At 38.6% G+C, this 17,384-nt stretch carries 18 protein-coding genes; 10 read left to right on the top strand and 8 right to left on the bottom strand.

Going from position 1 to position 17,384, the window contains the following annotated elements:
• Positions 1-5: 5 nt before the first annotated feature.
• From H7U19_RS02870 to H7U19_RS02855, 4 genes are all read left to right on the top strand, one after another.
• Positions 6-788, top strand: coding sequence for an SDR family oxidoreductase (locus H7U19_RS02870; RefSeq protein ID WP_186558461.1), 783 nt, complete (start codon positions 6-8; stop codon positions 786-788).
• Between the two features lie 151 nt (positions 789-939).
• Entirely contained in the window at positions 940-1,473 is a 534-nt protein-coding gene (locus H7U19_RS02865) for a 3-hydroxyanthranilate 3,4-dioxygenase (protein ID WP_186558459.1), read from the top strand.
• Positions 1,474-1,562: 89 nt separating this feature from the next.
• Positions 1,563-2,648, top strand: coding sequence for an amidohydrolase family protein (locus H7U19_RS02860; protein ID WP_186558457.1), 1,086 nt, complete (start codon positions 1,563-1,565; stop codon positions 2,646-2,648).
• A gap of 8 nt (positions 2,649-2,656) precedes the next feature.
• The gene (locus tag H7U19_RS02855; protein WP_186558455.1) at positions 2,657-3,301 is read left to right on the top strand and encodes an O-methyltransferase; all 645 of its coding nucleotides are present in this window, start codon (positions 2,657-2,659) and stop codon (positions 3,299-3,301) included.
• A 15-nt stretch (positions 3,302-3,316) separates the two neighbouring features.
• Here the strand turns inward: H7U19_RS02855 and H7U19_RS02850 are convergent, their stop codons facing one another.
• From H7U19_RS02850 to H7U19_RS02825, 6 genes are all read right to left on the bottom strand, one after another.
• Positions 3,317-5,596 (bottom strand): tetratricopeptide repeat-containing hybrid sensor histidine kinase/response regulator, encoded by a 2,280-nt coding sequence (locus tag H7U19_RS02850; RefSeq protein WP_186558453.1) that lies wholly within the window; start codon positions 5,594-5,596, stop codon positions 3,317-3,319.
• A 113-nt stretch (positions 5,597-5,709) separates the two neighbouring features.
• Complete coding sequence (locus H7U19_RS02845) at positions 5,710-5,997, bottom strand: twin-arginine translocase TatA/TatE family subunit (RefSeq protein WP_186558451.1); 288 nt, start codon at positions 5,995-5,997, stop codon at positions 5,710-5,712.
• 265 nt (positions 5,998-6,262) lie between these two features.
• On the bottom strand, positions 6,263-8,566 hold the full coding sequence (locus H7U19_RS02840; protein WP_186558449.1) for a M1 family metallopeptidase: 2,304 nt from the start codon (positions 8,564-8,566) through the stop codon (positions 6,263-6,265).
• Between the two features lie 106 nt (positions 8,567-8,672).
• The gene (locus H7U19_RS02835; RefSeq protein WP_186558447.1) at positions 8,673-9,176 is read right to left on the bottom strand and encodes a DUF6702 family protein; all 504 of its coding nucleotides are present in this window, start codon (positions 9,174-9,176) and stop codon (positions 8,673-8,675) included.
• A 181-nt stretch (positions 9,177-9,357) separates the two neighbouring features.
• Positions 9,358-10,122 (bottom strand): peptidase associated/transthyretin-like domain-containing protein, encoded by a 765-nt coding sequence (locus H7U19_RS02830; RefSeq protein WP_246454577.1) that lies wholly within the window; start codon positions 10,120-10,122, stop codon positions 9,358-9,360.
• Between the two features lie 90 nt (positions 10,123-10,212).
• Positions 10,213-11,010 carry a carboxypeptidase-like regulatory domain-containing protein gene (locus H7U19_RS02825; protein WP_186558443.1) on the bottom strand — a complete coding sequence of 266 codons (798 nt, stop codon included), beginning with the start codon at positions 11,008-11,010 and terminating at the stop codon, positions 10,213-10,215.
• A gap of 143 nt (positions 11,011-11,153) precedes the next feature.
• Between H7U19_RS02825 and pepE the strand changes: the two genes are divergently transcribed.
• Entirely contained in the window at positions 11,154-11,861 is a 708-nt protein-coding gene (pepE, locus tag H7U19_RS02820) for a dipeptidase PepE (RefSeq protein WP_186558435.1), read from the top strand.
• A gap of 172 nt (positions 11,862-12,033) precedes the next feature.
• Here the strand turns inward: pepE and H7U19_RS02815 are convergent, their stop codons facing one another.
• Positions 12,034-12,459, bottom strand: coding sequence for a GNAT family N-acetyltransferase (locus tag H7U19_RS02815; protein ID WP_186558433.1), 426 nt, complete (start codon positions 12,457-12,459; stop codon positions 12,034-12,036).
• A gap of 180 nt (positions 12,460-12,639) precedes the next feature.
• On the opposite strand from H7U19_RS02815, the gene H7U19_RS02810 reads away from it, so the two are divergent.
• Both H7U19_RS02810 and H7U19_RS02805 read left to right on the top strand, forming a co-directional pair.
• Positions 12,640-12,990 (top strand): GNAT family N-acetyltransferase, encoded by a 351-nt coding sequence (locus H7U19_RS02810; RefSeq protein ID WP_343069067.1) that lies wholly within the window; start codon positions 12,640-12,642, stop codon positions 12,988-12,990.
• Between the two features lie 94 nt (positions 12,991-13,084).
• Positions 13,085-13,852, top strand: a complete 768-nt coding sequence (locus H7U19_RS02805; RefSeq protein ID WP_186558425.1) for a M48 family metalloprotease — start codon at positions 13,085-13,087, stop codon at positions 13,850-13,852.
• 62 nt (positions 13,853-13,914) lie between these two features.
• On the opposite strand, the gene H7U19_RS02800 is transcribed toward H7U19_RS02805, so the two are convergent.
• Positions 13,915-14,310 (bottom strand): ankyrin repeat domain-containing protein, encoded by a 396-nt coding sequence (locus H7U19_RS02800; protein ID WP_186558412.1) that lies wholly within the window; start codon positions 14,308-14,310, stop codon positions 13,915-13,917.
• Positions 14,311-14,555: 245 nt separating this feature from the next.
• On the opposite strand from H7U19_RS02800, the gene gpmI reads away from it, so the two are divergent.
• The 3 genes from gpmI to map are packed head-to-tail and all read left to right on the top strand — an operon-like array spanning position 14,556 to position 17,352.
• A complete protein-coding gene (gene gpmI / locus H7U19_RS02795) occupies positions 14,556-16,070 on the top strand; it encodes a 2,3-bisphosphoglycerate-independent phosphoglycerate mutase (protein WP_186558410.1) in 1,515 nt (504 codons plus the stop codon).
• A gap of 53 nt (positions 16,071-16,123) precedes the next feature.
• Positions 16,124-16,534: a BT0820 family HAD-type phosphatase gene (locus H7U19_RS02790; RefSeq protein ID WP_186558408.1), complete on the top strand. Its 411-nt coding sequence runs from the start codon at positions 16,124-16,126 to the stop codon at positions 16,532-16,534.
• Positions 16,534-17,352: a type I methionyl aminopeptidase gene (gene map, locus H7U19_RS02785; protein WP_186558406.1), complete on the top strand. Its 819-nt coding sequence runs from the start codon at positions 16,534-16,536 to the stop codon at positions 17,350-17,352. The genes H7U19_RS02790 and map overlap by 1 nt, the downstream gene beginning before the upstream one ends.
• Positions 17,353-17,384 lie beyond the last annotated feature (32 nt).

The following is a 17,384-nucleotide window of genomic DNA, read 5'->3' as shown; positions in this document are numbered from 1 at the left end:
CACCAATGGACTTAAAACTAAACAACAAAAACGCCCTAGTTTGCGGTAGCACGCGGGGCATTGGGAAAGCAACAGCAATTGCATTAGCGCAAGAAGGTGTTCATGTAACCTTGGTAGCCCGAAATCGGGAAAAGCTAAAAGAGGTTTTGGCCGAATTGCCACAACATCGTAATCACAATTATATTGTGGCAGATTTTTTGAAGCCGAGGGAATTACAAGAACAAGTCATTAAATTTATCGAGAAGGAGCACGGTTTTCATATTGTAGTTAATAACACCGGAGGACCCGCCAGTGGGGAAATTGTCAATGCCAGCTTAGAGGCTTTTGAAAATGCGTTTACCATGCACCTGAAATGCAACCACCTTTTGGCTCAAGCCACAATTCCTTTCATGAAAACTGAAGGTTTTGGACGAATTGTGAATGTGATTTCAACCTCGGTAAAAGAACCCATACCAAGACTGGGAGTAAGTAATACTATTCGTGGAGCCGTTGGTAACTGGAGCAAAACCCTATCAATGGAGGTAGCTGAATTTGGCATCACTGTAAACAATGTACTTCCCGGTTTTACGGATACCGAACGTCTGACGGAAATCATAAACATCAAAGCGAAACTGGAGGATAAATCCATCGAGGAAATGACCGAAATCATGAAGCATTACACCCCAGCCAAGCGTTTTGCCCAGCCCGAGGAAACGGCTAATGCCATTGTATTTTTGGCCAGCGGGGCGGCGGGATACATCAATGGCATCAACGTTCCAGTGGATGGCGGACGGACAAAATCCTTGTAGGCCCTCCTCTCCCGATAGCTATCGGGACTCCCAAAGGGAGAGGGCAATTCAGCAAGATGTCTTATCTTTATGTAGATTTTAATTCTAATTAAAAACTCAATTACCCGTTTGAGTTTCCCGCCCAAGGCGGGATTAAGTGGGGCTTATAATTATGAGCAATTTAACATCTCCCATAAATTTTAAAGATTGGATTGAGGAACACCGGCATCTATTGAAACCGCCCGTGGGGAATAAAGTGGTATGGAAGGATGGTGATTTTATTGTGATGGTGGTCGGTGGGCCAAACAATCGGAAGGATTATCACTATAATGAAACGCCTGAGTTTTTTTATCAGGTGGAGGGCGACATCGTGTTGAAAATTATTGATAAGGGTACGCCCAAGGATGTGCACATTAAGGAAGGGGATATCTATTTGTTGCCTCCAAAGGTACCCCACTCGCCTCAAAGGGGTCCAAATACAGTGGGTTTGGTAATTGAATATCCGCGACCAAAAGGCATGAAAGATGCGCTGCTTTGGTTTTGTGAAAATTGTAATACCAAGCTCTATGAAGAAGACTTTACTTTGGACAATATTGAATCCGATATGCCCAAGATTTTTGATAGATATTACGGCGATTTCAATAAACGTTGTTGTCCCAATTGTAACCATGTAATGGAACCCCCTAAAAAAGTGAAGATTGAGTAATAGTTTTTTGATTTTCGTCATTGAGAAGAACCCTGACCATATATATTTATTTAAAGATCAACAGATTAATCGCTTGGTAACGTCCCAGTATGGAAAAGCGCAAACTTAGAATTAACGGCCACTCCCACTTACTTCCTTATCCTGAGGAAATTCCTGAATTTATGCGCGAAAAGGGTATTTTTTGGGTGGACAAGGAGCGAAAATATATGTTACAGAAGGGATGGAAACGCCCTGTGACCGATTCTAGTTTTTTCCTGAACGAAAAGTTGGAGTGGATGCAACGCAACCAGATTGACCATGCTGTGGTATTGAACCTTTCTCAACTTTATGGGAATGGGCTTCGAGTTGAGGAAATGAAAAAGGCCCTGCGTTTTCAGAATGATTTTAATGCGCGGATTCAGCATGACAACCCCGATAAATTTACTTGCGGTTTTGTAGTGCACCCTGGTTTTATTCGGAGTGCGGGCTGGGAAATTGAGCGTTGTGTTGAGACCCTCGGCATGCGATTGTTATGTCTGCCAACCCATTATATGGATACCATCGGTACTTGGCGTTGCATTTTTGATGAAGAAAACGAACCGCTTTTTGAATTGGCCAATACATATAATTTGGCCGTTGAAGTTCATCCTTATGATGGGGAAAAGTTTATCAACTTGGACAATACAGCATGGCGGTTTCATTTGATTTGGATGTTGGCCCAATGCGCAGATGCTTATCATTTTTTAACGCTTAACGGCTATCAGGAAAAATTCCCGAACATGCGGACCTGTTTTGCCCATGGCGGGCAATTGGCACAAATTAATTTGGGGCGACGCATACAAGGGTTTGATGGCAGGCCCGATTTGTTTGAGGGCAAACATCACCCCCGAAAAGCCGTTGGACATAAAAATATTTTCTTTGACACCTTAGTGCATGACACTGGAGGGTTGGAATTATTGATACGAAACCATGGCTCCAAACAAGTATTGATGGGGCTGGATGACCCCTATCCTTTAGGAGAAATGGAAAGTGATGCGCAATCTTCCTATCCGGGGAAAATTTTGGATTTGGCTATGGAAAAAGAAGTGATTTCCCAGCAGGATTATGATAGGATTTGGGAGGACAATGTGTTGCAATGGTTGTATGGTGAGGATCAGGAGGGAAAAGAAAAACTAATTAGTAGAATTCTAGCTTAAAAAAAACGATGCATTTTATACCTGAAGATTTAGACGAATACGTGGTCGCCCATTCTGAGGATGAGCCAGAATTGTTACAACAATTAAACCGCGAAACCAACCAAAAAATTTTACAACCCCGGATGCTGAGCGGGCATTACCAAGGGCGGGTATTGAGTATGATTTCAAAATTGGTAAGCCCCAAAAATATCTTGGAAATTGGGACGTATACAGGCTATTCCGCATTGTGTTTGACAGAAGGTATGCAAGCCGACGGGGAATTGCACACCATTGATATTGATGAGGAATTATATGATTTCCAGCGCAAGTATTTTGACAAATCGGCATATGGAAATCAAATTATCCAGCATCTTGGGAATGCGCTTGAGATTGTCCCTGAGCTGGAGCTCACATTTGATTTGGTGTTTATTGATGCGGATAAAGAAAACTATTCCAACTATTTTGAAATCATTATTGACAAGTTAAACCCGGGCGGAATTATTTTATCGGATAATGTGCTTTGGAGCGGGAAAGTTTTGGATACCACATTTAAAAAAGAGGACACCTCGACCCCAGCCTTGATAGCTTACAACAAACTTTTGAAAGAAGATAAACGGGTAGAGACTGTGGTTTTGCCTATTCGGGATGGGTTGACAATAAGCAGGAAGCTTTAGTCGATCCGCTCAATTTTAAGATGCAATAACCAACGAAATATCTCCACCGTTTTCACCATCTCCTTTTGTTCTATTTTGAATATTTTGGGATATCACTTGGTAAAACTCGTAATTATCAAAAGGTTTGATAATGATATCATTAAATCCGACATTTTTATATTGATGCTTTATTTCATCAATATCTGAAGCCGTTAATGCAATGATGGGCAAAACCCGATTAAACCTCCTAATGGCCTGGGTGGCTTCATTACCGTTCATGATTGGCATATTGATATCCATCAAAATAAGGTCGTATTGGTTCTTTTTTACCTCCTCTAGCGCTTCTTTGCCATTTCCAACTAGAGTGCAGGCATAATTTTGCTTTTCCAATAGGTTTTTGGTGACTACCTGATTTATCTTATTGTCTTCCGCCACTAAAATTTTATACCGGTTTTTTTGTGCGCTAATTTTACTTGCCCTAGAATTAAAGGTTGCAACTGAATTATCCTTGGTGATATCCAACTCAAAATCTACCTCAAAACTTATTTTTGTACCAACACCAACTTGGCTTTCCAATTTTATTTCACTGTTGAAAAGTTCTATCAAACTTTTGGTAATTGACAACCCTAGTCCAGTACCTTGGTAGTTGAGATTGCTATCTTCCAATTGCGCAAAATTGTCAAAAATAGTATCGAATTTTTCCTTTGGTATCCCTATACCATTGTCCTTAACCTCAAAGCGCAACCCCACTTTATTCGGATCAAGACTCAACAGTTTCACATTAAGATTGATAATTCCATTACTCGTAAATTTTATGCTATTCCCTATCAAATTGATGAGGATTTGAGACAACCGAACCTTATCGCACATAATGTATTGAGGCACGTAATTATCTATCGCTATTTCAATCTTATTATTCGTTTCCTCAAGCCTGTAATTAAACGAGCCCACCATATTATTTAAAAGCTCACTTAGGTTTACAGAAACACTTGTAAGTTCAATTTTATTGTGTTCCATCTTACTTACTTGAAGAATATCATTAATTAAATTCAGCAAGTAATCCCCCGAATATTTTAATGACTTTAGATGTTTTCTATCTTCAGGATTCAAATCGTTGTTATCCAAAAGCAAAGAGGACAACCCGACCACGCCATACAGAGGCGTCCGCAACTCATGAGAAACGTTAGAAATAAACTTACTCTTTAATTCTGATGTTTTTAGTGCCGCATCCTTGGCCTGCTCTAATTCGCTGTTTTTTAATTTTAAGGAATCATTGAGTTTTCGCTTGGAGACATAGCTCCTGTAAATGATAATCATTGAAATGATGAGCAATAAAAGCGTCACCACTATGGCGATATTAATTTTGCGGAACTTATTGGCTATTTCCAGTTGATATAACCTTTCCGCGTTTGCCTTCTCAGCATTATTTTTGTAATCTTCAATTAAGAACTTAGATTTTGTGATCAAATCCCGCTTTCCTTTTCCTGTATCTAAAAAGCTGTCCCTATATTTGTTGTGCTCCAGCAAAGCAAGGTAGGCTTGGGTACTGTGATCTGATTTTGCCAAAGAAATTGACAATTGAAAATATATTTTACTTAGCAATTCCAAACTCGACTCCTCATCTCTACTTTCCAGCAAAAAAGCCGCTTCCCTAAATTTGGAATTGGCATTATTGTACATTTCATTTTCAGCATAATACTTAGCATATACATAATTAAAATAGGCCTTTGAAGCATTATCAATTTCGTTTTCCTTTAGATAACTGTTCATTTTAGAAAACCCCAACAAGGCCCTTTCAAAATCATTGTTATCAATATATATTTCGCACAAATTGGCTCTTGCTTCAAAAATTACGCGTTGTATATTATGCTTTTCCGTTTCACTTTGGCCGTCACCTTGTATTGCAAATTTTATTGCTTTTTCAAAATAATTTATGCTTTGGTTGAAATACCTTTTGCCCTTATATATTTTGGCCAAATTAAAATAGGCATTAGAAACAAGGTAAGCATCATCTATTTTATGCAACATCTTTAAGGTAGAATGGTAATGGGCCTCTGCCGATTCATGGTCGCCCATTAAACTATATATGTTGCCCAAATTGAAATCGGCTGTGGCACTTCCGTAATTATCGCTTATAGAATCCGATAAAGCCTTAGCATCTAAAAATTGTTTAAATGATTCCAATATATCGTTATTATCAAACGATTTTTTGGCCGAAGTATTTAATGCGTCAATGCGCTTGATAACTTCTCTATCTTCATTTCCAAAAGAAAACACGGAAAAAAATAGAAAACAGAATAGTAGGCTTGTTTTCATAAAATATAGATTTGGGATTCCAAACCTATTTTTTAAAATGATACCTCGCTTAAAAATTCGGTAAAATGTATTATGAAATCGATTAATAGATTAAATACACAGCAAGAAAAGCGCTAAAATTTCCGCTTAACTGATCCAGTGAAGTCCTCCAAATCCTCTTTTACCTTATCAAGCTCTTGTTTAACATCTTTGGTGATACTGGTATCTACGCCGTGGTTTTCGGCAGTTTTAGTGATTTCCTGCTTAATATCGTTGGTGGCATCCTTGAGGGTACGCATGCCCTTGCCCAAACCTCTAGCGATTTCGGGGAGCTTATCGGCTCCAAAAACCATCACCGCGATAAATAGGATAAAGGCGATTTCACCACCGCTTATAAACAAAAATATTGCTTGCTGTATCACAATGCAAATATAGTGAGTTGTTCGGTGAGAATAAAAAGGTTATTTAAAAAGAAAGGAACTATTTCATTCTGTCCCGAAAGCTTTCGGGATTGTTTCAGAATCTTTGCTAACGAAACGCCTTATCTTTAGAGAACCTGAACTTGTTTCAGGTTCTCACAAAAATCACCCATTAGGATTCTGATATAGGACTTCGACTCCGCTCAGTCTGATAGTTCAAAATGACAAAATTCCATAGGTTTTCGATACCCAGAACAATTTCATTTTCTTATCCTTTAACCCGTTGTTTGAACCTCTCAAACTCACTTTGCTGGAATTCCCTAGGCCACGTGTTGTTTGAGGTATCCACATCTGCAGTCTCTTCATTAGGATCAATGGCGATGCTTATAATTTCCTTATCTGAAGCTATAGCCTTGCTAACTTCGTTATCATTGAAACGCCAAATTTGAGCAGGGTAGGTCACTGATTTCTTTGTTCCGTCGGCATAAGTGTACTCTACAATGATGGGCATTACCAAACCGCCCGGTTTCTCAAAAGTAATGTTGTAGAAATATTTTGGGGCCTTAATATTTTGACGTTCTTCAGCGGTAAAATTGTCCATCAAGTATTCCTTGACCGTAACGACTTCTGAAGGATCTTGATCTTTCATAGCACTTTTAAATTCTTCGCTCCCCTCTTCAACTAAATACACCAATGGCCTTAATTGTCTTCTTTTTATGCCACGGTCTTTCATTATTGCTTTCATATCTGCATCTGGCTCAGAGGATACATAATATTTTTTCACTTCTTTTACGCCAATATCCACCCAATCGGTGGTGTAGAACCAGCCACGCCAAAACCAGTCCAAATCTACTGCAGAGGCATCTTCCATTGTCCTAAAAAAATCTTCAGGCGTAGGATGTTTGAATTTCCATCGATTTGCAAATTCCTTGAAGGCATAATCAAACAGTTCGTGGCCCATTACGGTTTCCCTTAAAATATTCAGTGCCGCTGCGGGTTTGCTATAGGCGTTATCTGCCAATTGATAGGCGTTCATGGGTTTCGACATAATGGGCGCTATCCTATCCTGATTGCCACTCATATAAGGAACAATCAACTTAGCTGGCCCTCTATCCGCAGGGTAAATATCATGTCCAGGAGCCAAGGCATCTGGATAAGTTTCACCAAATTCCAACTGCGCCAAATACTCCAAAAAAGAATTGATACCTTCGTCCATCCAAGCCCACTGCCGTTCGTCAGTATTGACAATCATTGGAAAAAAATTATGTCCAATTTCGTGAATGATTACCCCTAGCATACTATATCTAACTCTATTGCTAAACGTACCATCTTCCTTAGGTCGTCCGGGGTTCCAACAGATCATTGGATATTCCATACCCTGATTTTTTGCATGTACCGAAATCGCTTTATGATACGGATAGTCAAAAGTCATTTTGGAATATGTCTTTAAGGTGCTGGCTACCGCTTTGGTGGACCAATCCTCCCAAAGTGGATTACCTTCCTTTGGATACATAGATACAGCCATCACATCTTTATTTCCAATTTTAACGGCCATCATATCCAAAATAAATTTTCTGGAGGATGCGAAAGCAAAATCCCTAACATTTTCCGCTTTAAGCTTCCATGTTTTAGTTTCGTTGGAAAAGCCTTTTTCTGCCATTTCGGCTTCTTCTTGGGTAACAACTAATACTGGTTCTTCATAGGATTTTTTGGCCCTCTCATAACGCTCCATCATGGTTTTGGAGTACACTTCCTTTCTATTGGTAAGCACTCCGGTTGCGTCCAGAATATGATCAGACGGCACAGTAATATTCACCTCATAATTACCGAAGGGCAACGCGAACTCCTCATCTCCCCAAAACTGGAAATTTTGCCAGCCTTCAACATCGTTATAAACTGCCATTCTTGGAAAGAATTGGGCAATTACATAAGCCCGATTCCCGTCCTTTGGAAAATACTCGTAGCCGGAACGATCCCTTTTAATTACATGGTCGTTGATATTATACCACCATTGGACATTGAATGAAAACTTATCACCCGTCTTCATAGGTTTTGGTAGCTCCACCCGCATCATCGTTCGGTTAATCATATATTTTAAAGGTTTGCCGTTGGTATCCTCCACCTTTTCAATATTAAAACCTCCGTCAAAAGGTTCTTGTAGATAATTACCTATAAAGGTCCTTGGAAACATTATCGATTCGGTAGAACTACTCTCAATCAATGGGGATTTTGAATCCTTAGCCCGCATATTTTGTTCCAATTGCAACCACAGATATTTTAGTTCATCGGGGGAATTGTTGGTGTAAGTTATGGTTTCAAAACCTGAAAGTTTGGTGTTTTTATCATCCAAAACAATATCCATTTTGTAATCAGCCTGTTGCTGATAATAGGCATGGCCTGGGGCACCCGAGGCTGTTCTGTAAACGTTTGGCGTGGCAAACTCGTCATACAGTTGCCTAAATTTATTGGTATTGGTGCGACCCTTTTTTACCGTTGTATTTTCTTGTTCTTGGGCAAATGTTCCTGCCGACACAAGAACAAAACATAGGAAGAAATTCAGAAGACGTGTCATTGTGCTAATAGTTCTTTAGTAAATTTCACAATATGAGAACAGATTTTATCAACTTGTTACACAAAGCGTTCAAAAATAAGGGTTTTAACAAGGTTTAAACTTTAATTTAATTAAAATTTAACACTGCTTTAGTATTTTGGGAAGTTAGTACAAAACTCCTCTTTTGGGAGTTAATGTTCAATTTTACAATGTTTTGCTGATCTGAAAACAAATCGAACAATACTTTGTTTGATACTTCAAAGTTATCGATACTTTTCACGTTTTCAATTTCTAGATAGCATTTTACAATATCGATATCGATTTCTTTTCCAATAAAAATCAATTGGTAATCTTTATCGTTTATTTTTATATTCAGTTTATTATTGAGGTACTTTTCAATATACATATCACTCAACTGCGAATTCCCTTCACCCAAAGTAATATCTGCGTCATAGCGCTCTCTTAAAACGTTTTCTAAATCATCAATAAAAATTCGAGTGATGATCTGCACCGACTGCTTTTTATCCACATATTCCACCTGAGTGACACTGATATAATATTTATGAAGCGTCTTGAAAGCGGTGACTCCGATAAACAAAACCGTTAATGCAAGAAGTTTGAAATACCTCATAAGTATTTTAGAAATAATGGCTAAAATAGTCAAATATCATTTTCAAATAACGTTCCAAAATATTATATCTCGAATATTTTGGATACCAGGGATTCAACACTCCCCTAACTCCCCTCTTCTTAGAGGGGAAGCTCTTCTCCAGTAGTTTCGCCAATATTTATGGGTAAAAAACGAAAGCCATTTAATTTTTAGTTTCAGCTTGATTTATTTTGTATTCCTTTAGCTTTTCACGAAGAAAATCCAAGACCTCCAAATCAGTTTTTCCGTTGCACCTAGAAAAAAAGTTCGGGTCCATCTCGCAGAAAAAGAAAAAGTCCATTCGAAACTCTTCTTCCAATGGATTTAAGGCAAATAGACTTTCCGACAAATCGATACGAATACGTTTCAAGAGGGCATCATTGTTCTCATGCTGAATGCGTTGCTTTAGCATTTTGGTTCTGCCAGTAATCGCATTTATTATTGGATTTAAAGGTACGATACCAGCCCCAGTAGTGGCTTCGTGCAATCTTCGCTCACTTTGGGTGGCTAACTTTCCCGTATATCCAGGAATGCCAAGGTCAAAAAAATTGACTGGCATTTCCCCCCCTACATTTCCAATATCCGAAGACAAATCCCCAGTTAAAATCTTTCCTACAAACACCTCATCCAGAGTATTGATTTTTTCTTTAAGCCTGACGGAAATGGTTCTTATTCTTAAAATTTCCGAAGTGATAATAATATCTTTAGGCTCATGCTGAACGGATGAAAAACTTACCGTATCATTTAATTTTACGGGAATTCGGAAGGCACCATTTTGGTCAGTTATCGTAAATTTTTGGGCCGTTGCATTGATTACGTGGATGTTTTCAATATTTACTGAACTCTCAACTTTACCATAAATTTCAATAGTCTGCGCCATTGCAATTTGGATGGAAAAAAGCAAAACGAAAATAATAAAAACCTTCAAAATCGGTAATTTAGAGCCTAAATAACGGGCTTAGACTCTTAAATAAAATTAAAATCGATTGTAAAGTTTTGTTAAGAAGCGAATGGAATCCTATTCATTATTTAAAAATTCCACACTTTTTTTATTGAGTAGTTCCAAAAACTCCAATTCCCTGCCGTAATTCAGCAGGGAAAAATCAAAATCACCACTTTCCACATAGGCGATAAAATCCTCAACACGATGCTCTGGGATATTGAAATTGTCCACCAAAAACTCAGATGCAAAATAATACTTCACCGCTTTCGCCGGTACTTCTGGCACTTCAGGTTTCTTTTTATCATTGGCTTCGGACCTAAAAAGGGGAAGTAAGAGTTGGTCAACAACATTAATGAGGTTTAATCCATTAACATATCGCGTTTGCTCCGTCACCATGGACACATTCCGCACCTCAGTTTTATTGTCCTTTTCAAAATCGTACTCGCTACTGTGCTTTACTCCAAAATAAAGTGCGTCCAATTTTGGGTTGAAGGTTTTTGTGGATTCGATATCAGCATCCAAAATCCCAATTAAACCCCTAGTCTTCACAATAACCTCGTCCAGTTTATTGATTTCTTCAATTAGGAAAATCTTCATTCGTCTGGACTGGATAATGGCCTCGTTCACCTTGAAATTTAAATTTTGAAATTGTAGTGCACTTACCTCGATCCTATCATTCAAACCAACAGCTATAACAAATTCCCCGGCATCATTAGTAATTGTACCCTTATTGGACGAAGCGTTGTAAATGGTTATCCCCGAAATATCATTATGCTCGACCACTATTTTCCCTTCTACCTCGGTTCTCGAAACAGTTTGGGCATTTAAAAAAGGAACAACAAATAAGATTAAAAGATAAAATGTCTTTTTCATAGATTAGATTTTTGCTTTTGCACAACGGCAAATTTCATTACAATTTTTATGAAAAATACGACTTAAAACTGATTTTTAAAAATCACCGATTATTTAAATTATGTTAAAAATTGGTTAGTTTTATTCTCAAAACCAGTTTGAACATGCGTAACATTATTATTGCCAGTACCTCAACAGTCCACGGGAGTGGTTACCTCGAATATCTTTTGGATGAATTGTCGGTATTTTTTAAGGAAGCTAAGGAGATTCTTTTTGTACCCTATGCCCGCCCCAGTGGTATCTCGCATAATGATTATAGCAAAATTGTATCCGTAGCGTTTTCAAAAATCGGAAAAACTGTAGCTGGTCTCCACACCCTTAAAAACCCTATGAAAGCCATAGAAGAGGCCGAAGGTATTTTTGTTGGCGGAGGCAATACTTTTGTTCTCATTGACCAATTATATCGCAATAATATAATAGAATCTTTGAAATCTGCCGTAAACAATGGCATACCGTATTTAGGCACAAGTGCCGGAAGTAACATATGCGGACTTACGGTAAAAACGACAAACGACATGCCGATTGTGTATCCGCCAAGTTTTAATGCTTTGGCTTTTGTGCCTTTCAATGTCAATCCCCATTATTTAGACCACGATAAAAATAGCACCCACATGGGTGAAACGCGAGAAACTCGAATAAAGGAATTTCACCATTTTAATACCCAGCCGGTCGTGGGCCTTAGAGAAGGAAGTTGGTTGTACGTTACGGATGATGATATTATTCTAAAAGGCAATCTCAAAGCTCGTATTTTTGAATATGCAAAGGCACCATATGAAATTGAAACCCAAACAAGCCTAAAAGATTTGAAATAAAAAAGGCTCCATTGAGAAAATGAAGCCTCGAGAGCTGGAAATCACGCCATAAGGGTGACGACATTTAGCTTGGAAGGCTGACGCTCCACCTCACGATAGCTATCGGGATGAGCTACTCCCGCATTATCACCGAAAATATATAGAAACCCGGATCGGTTTTGCAAAAAAACAATCAGAACTTCTTTAAAAAATGATAGCCTAAAATTTTAAAACCTTCATTGAAATAAAACTTATGCGACCCAGCATTCGTCACATAGGTATTTAATTCCATAGCCTCAAAACCTTTGGCTTTTACGTAGTCATAAATCCATTTAAAAAACCGGTTTCCAAGGCCCTGACCCCTATAATTTTCCTCAATGAAAACGTGGTCCACCTCCACGCTTTTCCCCGAATAATGCCTCGTACAATACCAAAGTCCGCACACTCCAACAATAACACTGTCATCAAGAATTACGGCACATTCATAATTCTGTCCCACCATTTCCGAAAAACGCTGTTTCAAAATGATTTTCGGGATTTTGTAGTCATTTAACTTTTCAACCAAAGGAACTACTTTACCTATATCCGCATTATCCAAAATTTCGAATTTGAGAGACATCTATCTATTTTTAGGTGAAGATACTTAATTCAGTAAAAAATTAAAATTTCATTAAGTTTGAACCAGAGATTTGGTTAAAGTTATATTGTTATCGATTTCAAAATAAAAAAAATCACTGCGAAAGAAACACACATTGTAAGACATCCCGTTTTACGGCCGGGAAAACCTGTTTCCACATGTGTGTTTGATGGTGATGATTTAGAATCCACATTGCATTTTGGGTTATTTCTGAAAGATGAAATTGTAGCTATAGCTTCTTTTATGAAAAACAAAAATGACCTTCTGAAAAGTAAAGACCAATACCAGTTAAGAGGCATGGCTGTAATGAAAAAAGTTCAAGGCATGGGGTTTGGAAAAGAAATATTGGCCTTCGGTGAAAAAGCTCTAAAAGCTGAAGATATTGAAACGGTGTGGTGCAATGCCAGGAAGGTCGCGGTTAATTTCTACAATCGAAATGGATATGAAATTATTGGCAATCCCTTTAATATTGAAGGTATCGGCACCCATTATGTTATGTTCAAAAACCTTTAATGACCGCTTTTTTTCCTGTGACATTTTCAAAAAAACTGGGTCTCAATAATAAGCCTCAAAAATTTCGTAAATTTAATACCCTAAAAACCTAAACATGAGAGGACGAAATTTTAAAATAAGGCTTTTAATAGGCGTTGCAATTGTTGCGTTTGCCTTTCTCAGAAAGTGCAGTCAACAAGAAGAAAACCCATATACTGGCAGAACCCAAACCATCACCTTATCTCCTGAACAGGAAATCGCAATTGGTTTACAAAGTGCACCCCAAATGGCGCAACAACATGGAGGACTTCACCCCAACACGCAATATCAGGCACTGGTAGATAATGTGGGCAAGAAACTTGTCAATAATAGTATCGCAAGAAAAACTCCCTATAAATATGAGTTTCATTTGCTAAACGATCCAAGAGCTATCAACGCATTTGCATTGCCCGGCGGACAGATATTCATTACCTACGCACTATTTTCCAAACTTCAAAATGAAGACCAATTGGCGGGAGTTTTAGGACATGAAATCGGCCATGTATTAGGGAAACACTCGAATGAGCGGATAAGCGAGGCTAACTTCTGGAAGACCTTATCCATGGGTGCCTCAGTTGGAGCGGACATGGGCAGTTTCGTAAACAGTATTGGACAAAACACCTTGCTTAAAAATGGCAGGGATGATGAGCTGGAAAGTGACGATTTAGGAGTTCTATTTATGATAAAAGCTGGCTACAACCCCAAAGAAATGATTGGTGTGATGAAGATTTTAAAAGAAGCCGCTGGCCCCAATCGCGTACCAGAGTTTCAAAGCACACACCCTGACCCAGAAAACAGGATTGAGAAAATCGAGGAAGCCATCGATAAATACAGAAACCAATAAAAAAAGCCCCGTTCGGGGCTTTTCTCATGTGACTAATTCAAAATAATTATTGATACTATTAATTATTTTTTCTTCTTGGTAAGGGCTTCTTTTAAAACTGCTTCCGCATCAGTTGCCTTATGTATTTTAGCGTACTTCATAGCAGTCATGCCTTTATCTGATTTGGTTTTTAATTTCGCCCCCTTTTCTATTAAAAGTTTTAGTATTTCGGTTCTGTTAAATTTGGCAGCGTACATTACAGGAGTCATTCCATTAGATTTTTGGTTGATGTCAACTCCTCTGTCAATTAGTTTTTTAACGGTGTCGAAGTCTCCTTTTGCAATGGACACGCAAAAAGGGTTTACCTCGTAAACGGCCTGAATACCATAATCCGCAGAATTTTCAATGGTAGTTGTTGCATTAACATTTAAAAAAGATACGCATAGCGCAATGGCTGAAAGAATGATTGTTTTTTTCATGATGAAAGATTTTGATTAATGATTTGTTTTTTGATTATGTTAAAGAGACGACAAAAAAATTTATTTGTTACACTACAAAATCTTAAATAACATATTTTTAACGTTTTAATTAACAAATGTTAAGATTAAATCGATCCCCAAAACACAATAAAACTTTTCGCTTTCAACCCCAATAATTCAGCTCCTATTTGAGACTGAATCCCTACGAAATTCATATCTTTGCAACCTTAAATAAACCACAAAAAATGAACAAAAAAGTCATCCTAATGATACTAGATGGTTGGGGGAAATCACCCGACCCAAAAGTATCGGCCATAGATAATGCAGATACCCCTTTTATAGATTCCTTATACACAAAATACCCCAGTGCTTCCCTGAGAACCGACGGGTTGCACGTTGGGCTTCCAGAAGGCCAAATGGGCAATAGCGAAGTGGGCCATATGAATTTGGGAGCAGGCAGAATTGTATATCAGGATTTGGTAAAAGTAAATCAAGCTGTTGAAAACAAAACACTTGGAAAAGAGCAGGTTTTAATTGATGCCTTTGCCTATGCCAAAGAGGAGCAAAAAGATGTTCATTTTTTAGGACTTTTAAGTGATGGTGGGGTGCATTCGCATATTAATCACCTTTTGGGACTGATTGATGCCGCAAACGAATTTGGCGTTGCTAATTCTTATGTACATGGCTTTACAGACGGACGCGATGTTGACCCTAAATCGGGTGCTGGTTTTGTAAAGCAGTTGCAATCCCACATTGAAGGCACAGGTGCCAAAATTGGATCAATTTCTGGACGGTATTACGCCATGGACCGCGACAAACGTTGGGAACGCATAAAATTGGTTTATGATGCTTTGGTGAAAGGTGAAGGAGAATCTACCGAGGATATTGTTGCTTCCATCGAGGCGAATTACGAAAACGATATTACCGATGAGTTTATCAAACCCCTAATTGCTACGGAAAATGGTAAACCGGTAACCAAAATAAAAGATGGCGATGTTATTATTTTCTTCAATTTTAGGACTGACAGAGGACGCGAGTTGACGGAAGCTTTATCTCAGGAAAATTTTCCCGATTACGATATGAAAATCCTTGATTTGCATTACGTCACCCTAACCAATTATAATGATACTTACGAGGGCATAAAAGTGGTTTTCAACAAAGAAAACCTAACGGAAACCTTGGGTGAAGTTTTGGCAAAGCACAATAAAACTCAAATTAGGATAGCCGAAACCGAAAAATATCCACATGTAACCTTTTTCTTTTCTGGTGGAAGGGAAGAGCCTTTTGAAGGCGAAAAGCGGATTTTAAGAAATTCGCCCAAAGTGGCCACTTACGATTTAAAACCTGAAATGAGCGCATACGAATTGAAAGATGCACTTGTTCCTGAACTGGAAAAAGGGGAAACAGACTTTGTTTGTCTAAACTTCGCCAATGGTGATATGGTAGGACACACGGGAGTGATGGAAGCCGCCATAAAGGCCTGCGAAGCTGTAGATAAATGCGTAGAAGAAGTGGTAACCACTGCTTTAGACAATGGCTATACCACTTTGCTTATTGCTGACCATGGCAACTGCGAAACCATGATAAATCCAGATGGTTCGCCTCATACAGCACATACCACGAATCCAGTGCCAGTCATTTTAATAGACAATGAATTAAAGGAAATCAAGGATGGTATTTTAGGGGATTTAGCTCCTACAATATTAAAGTTGATAGGAGTTGAGCAGCCCAAGGCCATGACGCAACATCCTTTGGTTTAAGGCAATAGAATAAAAAGCATTAACTTTGAGCCGTAATTTACACCCTGAATCGAATGAATTTTAGTGATACACTTATAATAGCGGTTGATTTTGACGGCACCATTGTTGAGGACGCATACCCAAAAATTGGAAAGCCTCAAATGTTCGCCTTTCAAACGCTGAAAAAGTTGCAAGAGGAAGGCCACCGTTTGATATTATGGACCTATCGTTGCGGAGATAAATTAGATGAAGCTGTGGCCTTTTGTGAGGACAATGGCATTCATTTTTATGCGGTAAACCAAAGTTTTCCAGAAGAAGAATACACCAACGATATCAGCAGAAAAATTAACGCCGATGTATTTATTGATGATAGAAACATTGGTGGTTTTTTGGGCTGGGGCGAAATTTACCAGCTCCTGATAGGTTCGGATACAAAACCTATCCAACCCAAAAAGAAAAAGAGTTTTTTAGATTTATTTAGATAATGATTAAGGTAAAAACCAGAGAAGAAATTGAACTGATGCGCGAGAGCGCACTGATTGTTTCAAAAACGTTGGGGGAAGTAGCAAAAGCTATTAAACCTGGTGTGACTACGTTGGAATTAGACAGAATCGCCGAAGAGTTTATTAGGGACCATGGTGCGGTTCCTGGTTTTTTGGGGCTATATGATTTTCCTAACACACTTTGCATGAGCCCAAATTCTCAGGTGGTTCACGGTATTCCTAATAACGATCCTTTAGTTGATGGAGATATTATTTCTATAGATTGTGGGGCTTTGAAAAATGGTTTTTATGGCGACCATGCTTATACCTTTCCTGTTGGTGAAATTGCACCCGAAACGGAACAACTTTTAAAAGTCACTAAAGAATCTCTTTATGTTGGCATCCGAGAATTTAAGGCTAATAATCGTGTCGGCGATGTTGGATTTGCCATTCAAAAATATTGTGAATCCTTTGGATACGGTGTGGTTCGTGAACTTGTGGGTCACGGATTAGGAAGCGAAATGCACGAAGCCCCAGAAATGCCAAATTATGGCAAACGGGGCAGAGGCAAGAAATTCGTTGAGGGTATGGTGGTAGCTATTGAGCCTATGATTAATATGGGTACACACCGCATTAGACAACACAGGGATGGCTGGACGATTACAACTTTAGATGGTAAACCATCCGCACATTTTGAACATGACGTGGCGCTTATCGATGGCAAACCTGAACTGCTTTCAACATTTGCATATATCTATGAGGCATTAGGTATTGAAAGTAATGAAGAGGCTGAATTTAGGCAAGAAGCTTTGGTGCTTTAGACACGAATTTCACTAATTTGCACCAATATTAA

Source organism: Hyunsoonleella aquatilis (assembly GCF_014270105.1).
GTDB classification, from domain to species: domain Bacteria; phylum Bacteroidota; class Bacteroidia; order Flavobacteriales; family Flavobacteriaceae; genus Jejuia; species Jejuia aquatilis.
Note: the sequence above shows the minus strand (reverse complement) of the source record. Positions and strands in the feature narration are given on the sequence as shown.

Excerpts from the sequence above, each read along its gene's own strand:
- H7U19_RS02870 (WP_186558461.1), top strand. The coding sequence starts at position 6 with ATGGACTTAAAACTAAACAACAAAAACGCCCTAGTTTGCGGTAGCACG.
- H7U19_RS02865 (WP_186558459.1), top strand. The coding sequence starts at position 940 with ATGAGCAATTTAACATCTCCCATAAATTTTAAAGATTGGATTGAGGAA.
- H7U19_RS02860 (WP_186558457.1), top strand. The coding sequence starts at position 1,563 with ATGGAAAAGCGCAAACTTAGAATTAACGGCCACTCCCACTTACTTCCT.
- H7U19_RS02855 (WP_186558455.1), top strand. The coding sequence starts at position 2,657 with ATGCATTTTATACCTGAAGATTTAGACGAATACGTGGTCGCCCATTCT.
- H7U19_RS02850 (WP_186558453.1), bottom strand. The coding sequence starts at position 5,596 with ATGAAAACAAGCCTACTATTCTGTTTTCTATTTTTTTCCGTGTTTTCT.
- H7U19_RS02840 (WP_186558449.1), bottom strand. The coding sequence starts at position 8,566 with ATGACACGTCTTCTGAATTTCTTCCTATGTTTTGTTCTTGTGTCGGCA.
- H7U19_RS02835 (WP_186558447.1), bottom strand. The coding sequence starts at position 9,176 with ATGAGGTATTTCAAACTTCTTGCATTAACGGTTTTGTTTATCGGAGTC.
- H7U19_RS02825 (WP_186558443.1), bottom strand. The coding sequence starts at position 11,010 with ATGAAAAAGACATTTTATCTTTTAATCTTATTTGTTGTTCCTTTTTTA.
- pepE (WP_186558435.1), top strand. The coding sequence starts at position 11,154 with ATGCGTAACATTATTATTGCCAGTACCTCAACAGTCCACGGGAGTGGT.
- H7U19_RS02815 (WP_186558433.1), bottom strand. The coding sequence starts at position 12,459 with ATGTCTCTCAAATTCGAAATTTTGGATAATGCGGATATAGGTAAAGTA.
- H7U19_RS02805 (WP_186558425.1), top strand. The coding sequence starts at position 13,085 with ATGAGAGGACGAAATTTTAAAATAAGGCTTTTAATAGGCGTTGCAATT.
- H7U19_RS02800 (WP_186558412.1), bottom strand. The coding sequence starts at position 14,310 with ATGAAAAAAACAATCATTCTTTCAGCCATTGCGCTATGCGTATCTTTT.
- gpmI (WP_186558410.1), top strand. The coding sequence starts at position 14,556 with ATGAACAAAAAAGTCATCCTAATGATACTAGATGGTTGGGGGAAATCA.
- H7U19_RS02790 (WP_186558408.1), top strand. The coding sequence starts at position 16,124 with ATGAATTTTAGTGATACACTTATAATAGCGGTTGATTTTGACGGCACC.
- map (WP_186558406.1), top strand. The coding sequence starts at position 16,534 with ATGATTAAGGTAAAAACCAGAGAAGAAATTGAACTGATGCGCGAGAGC.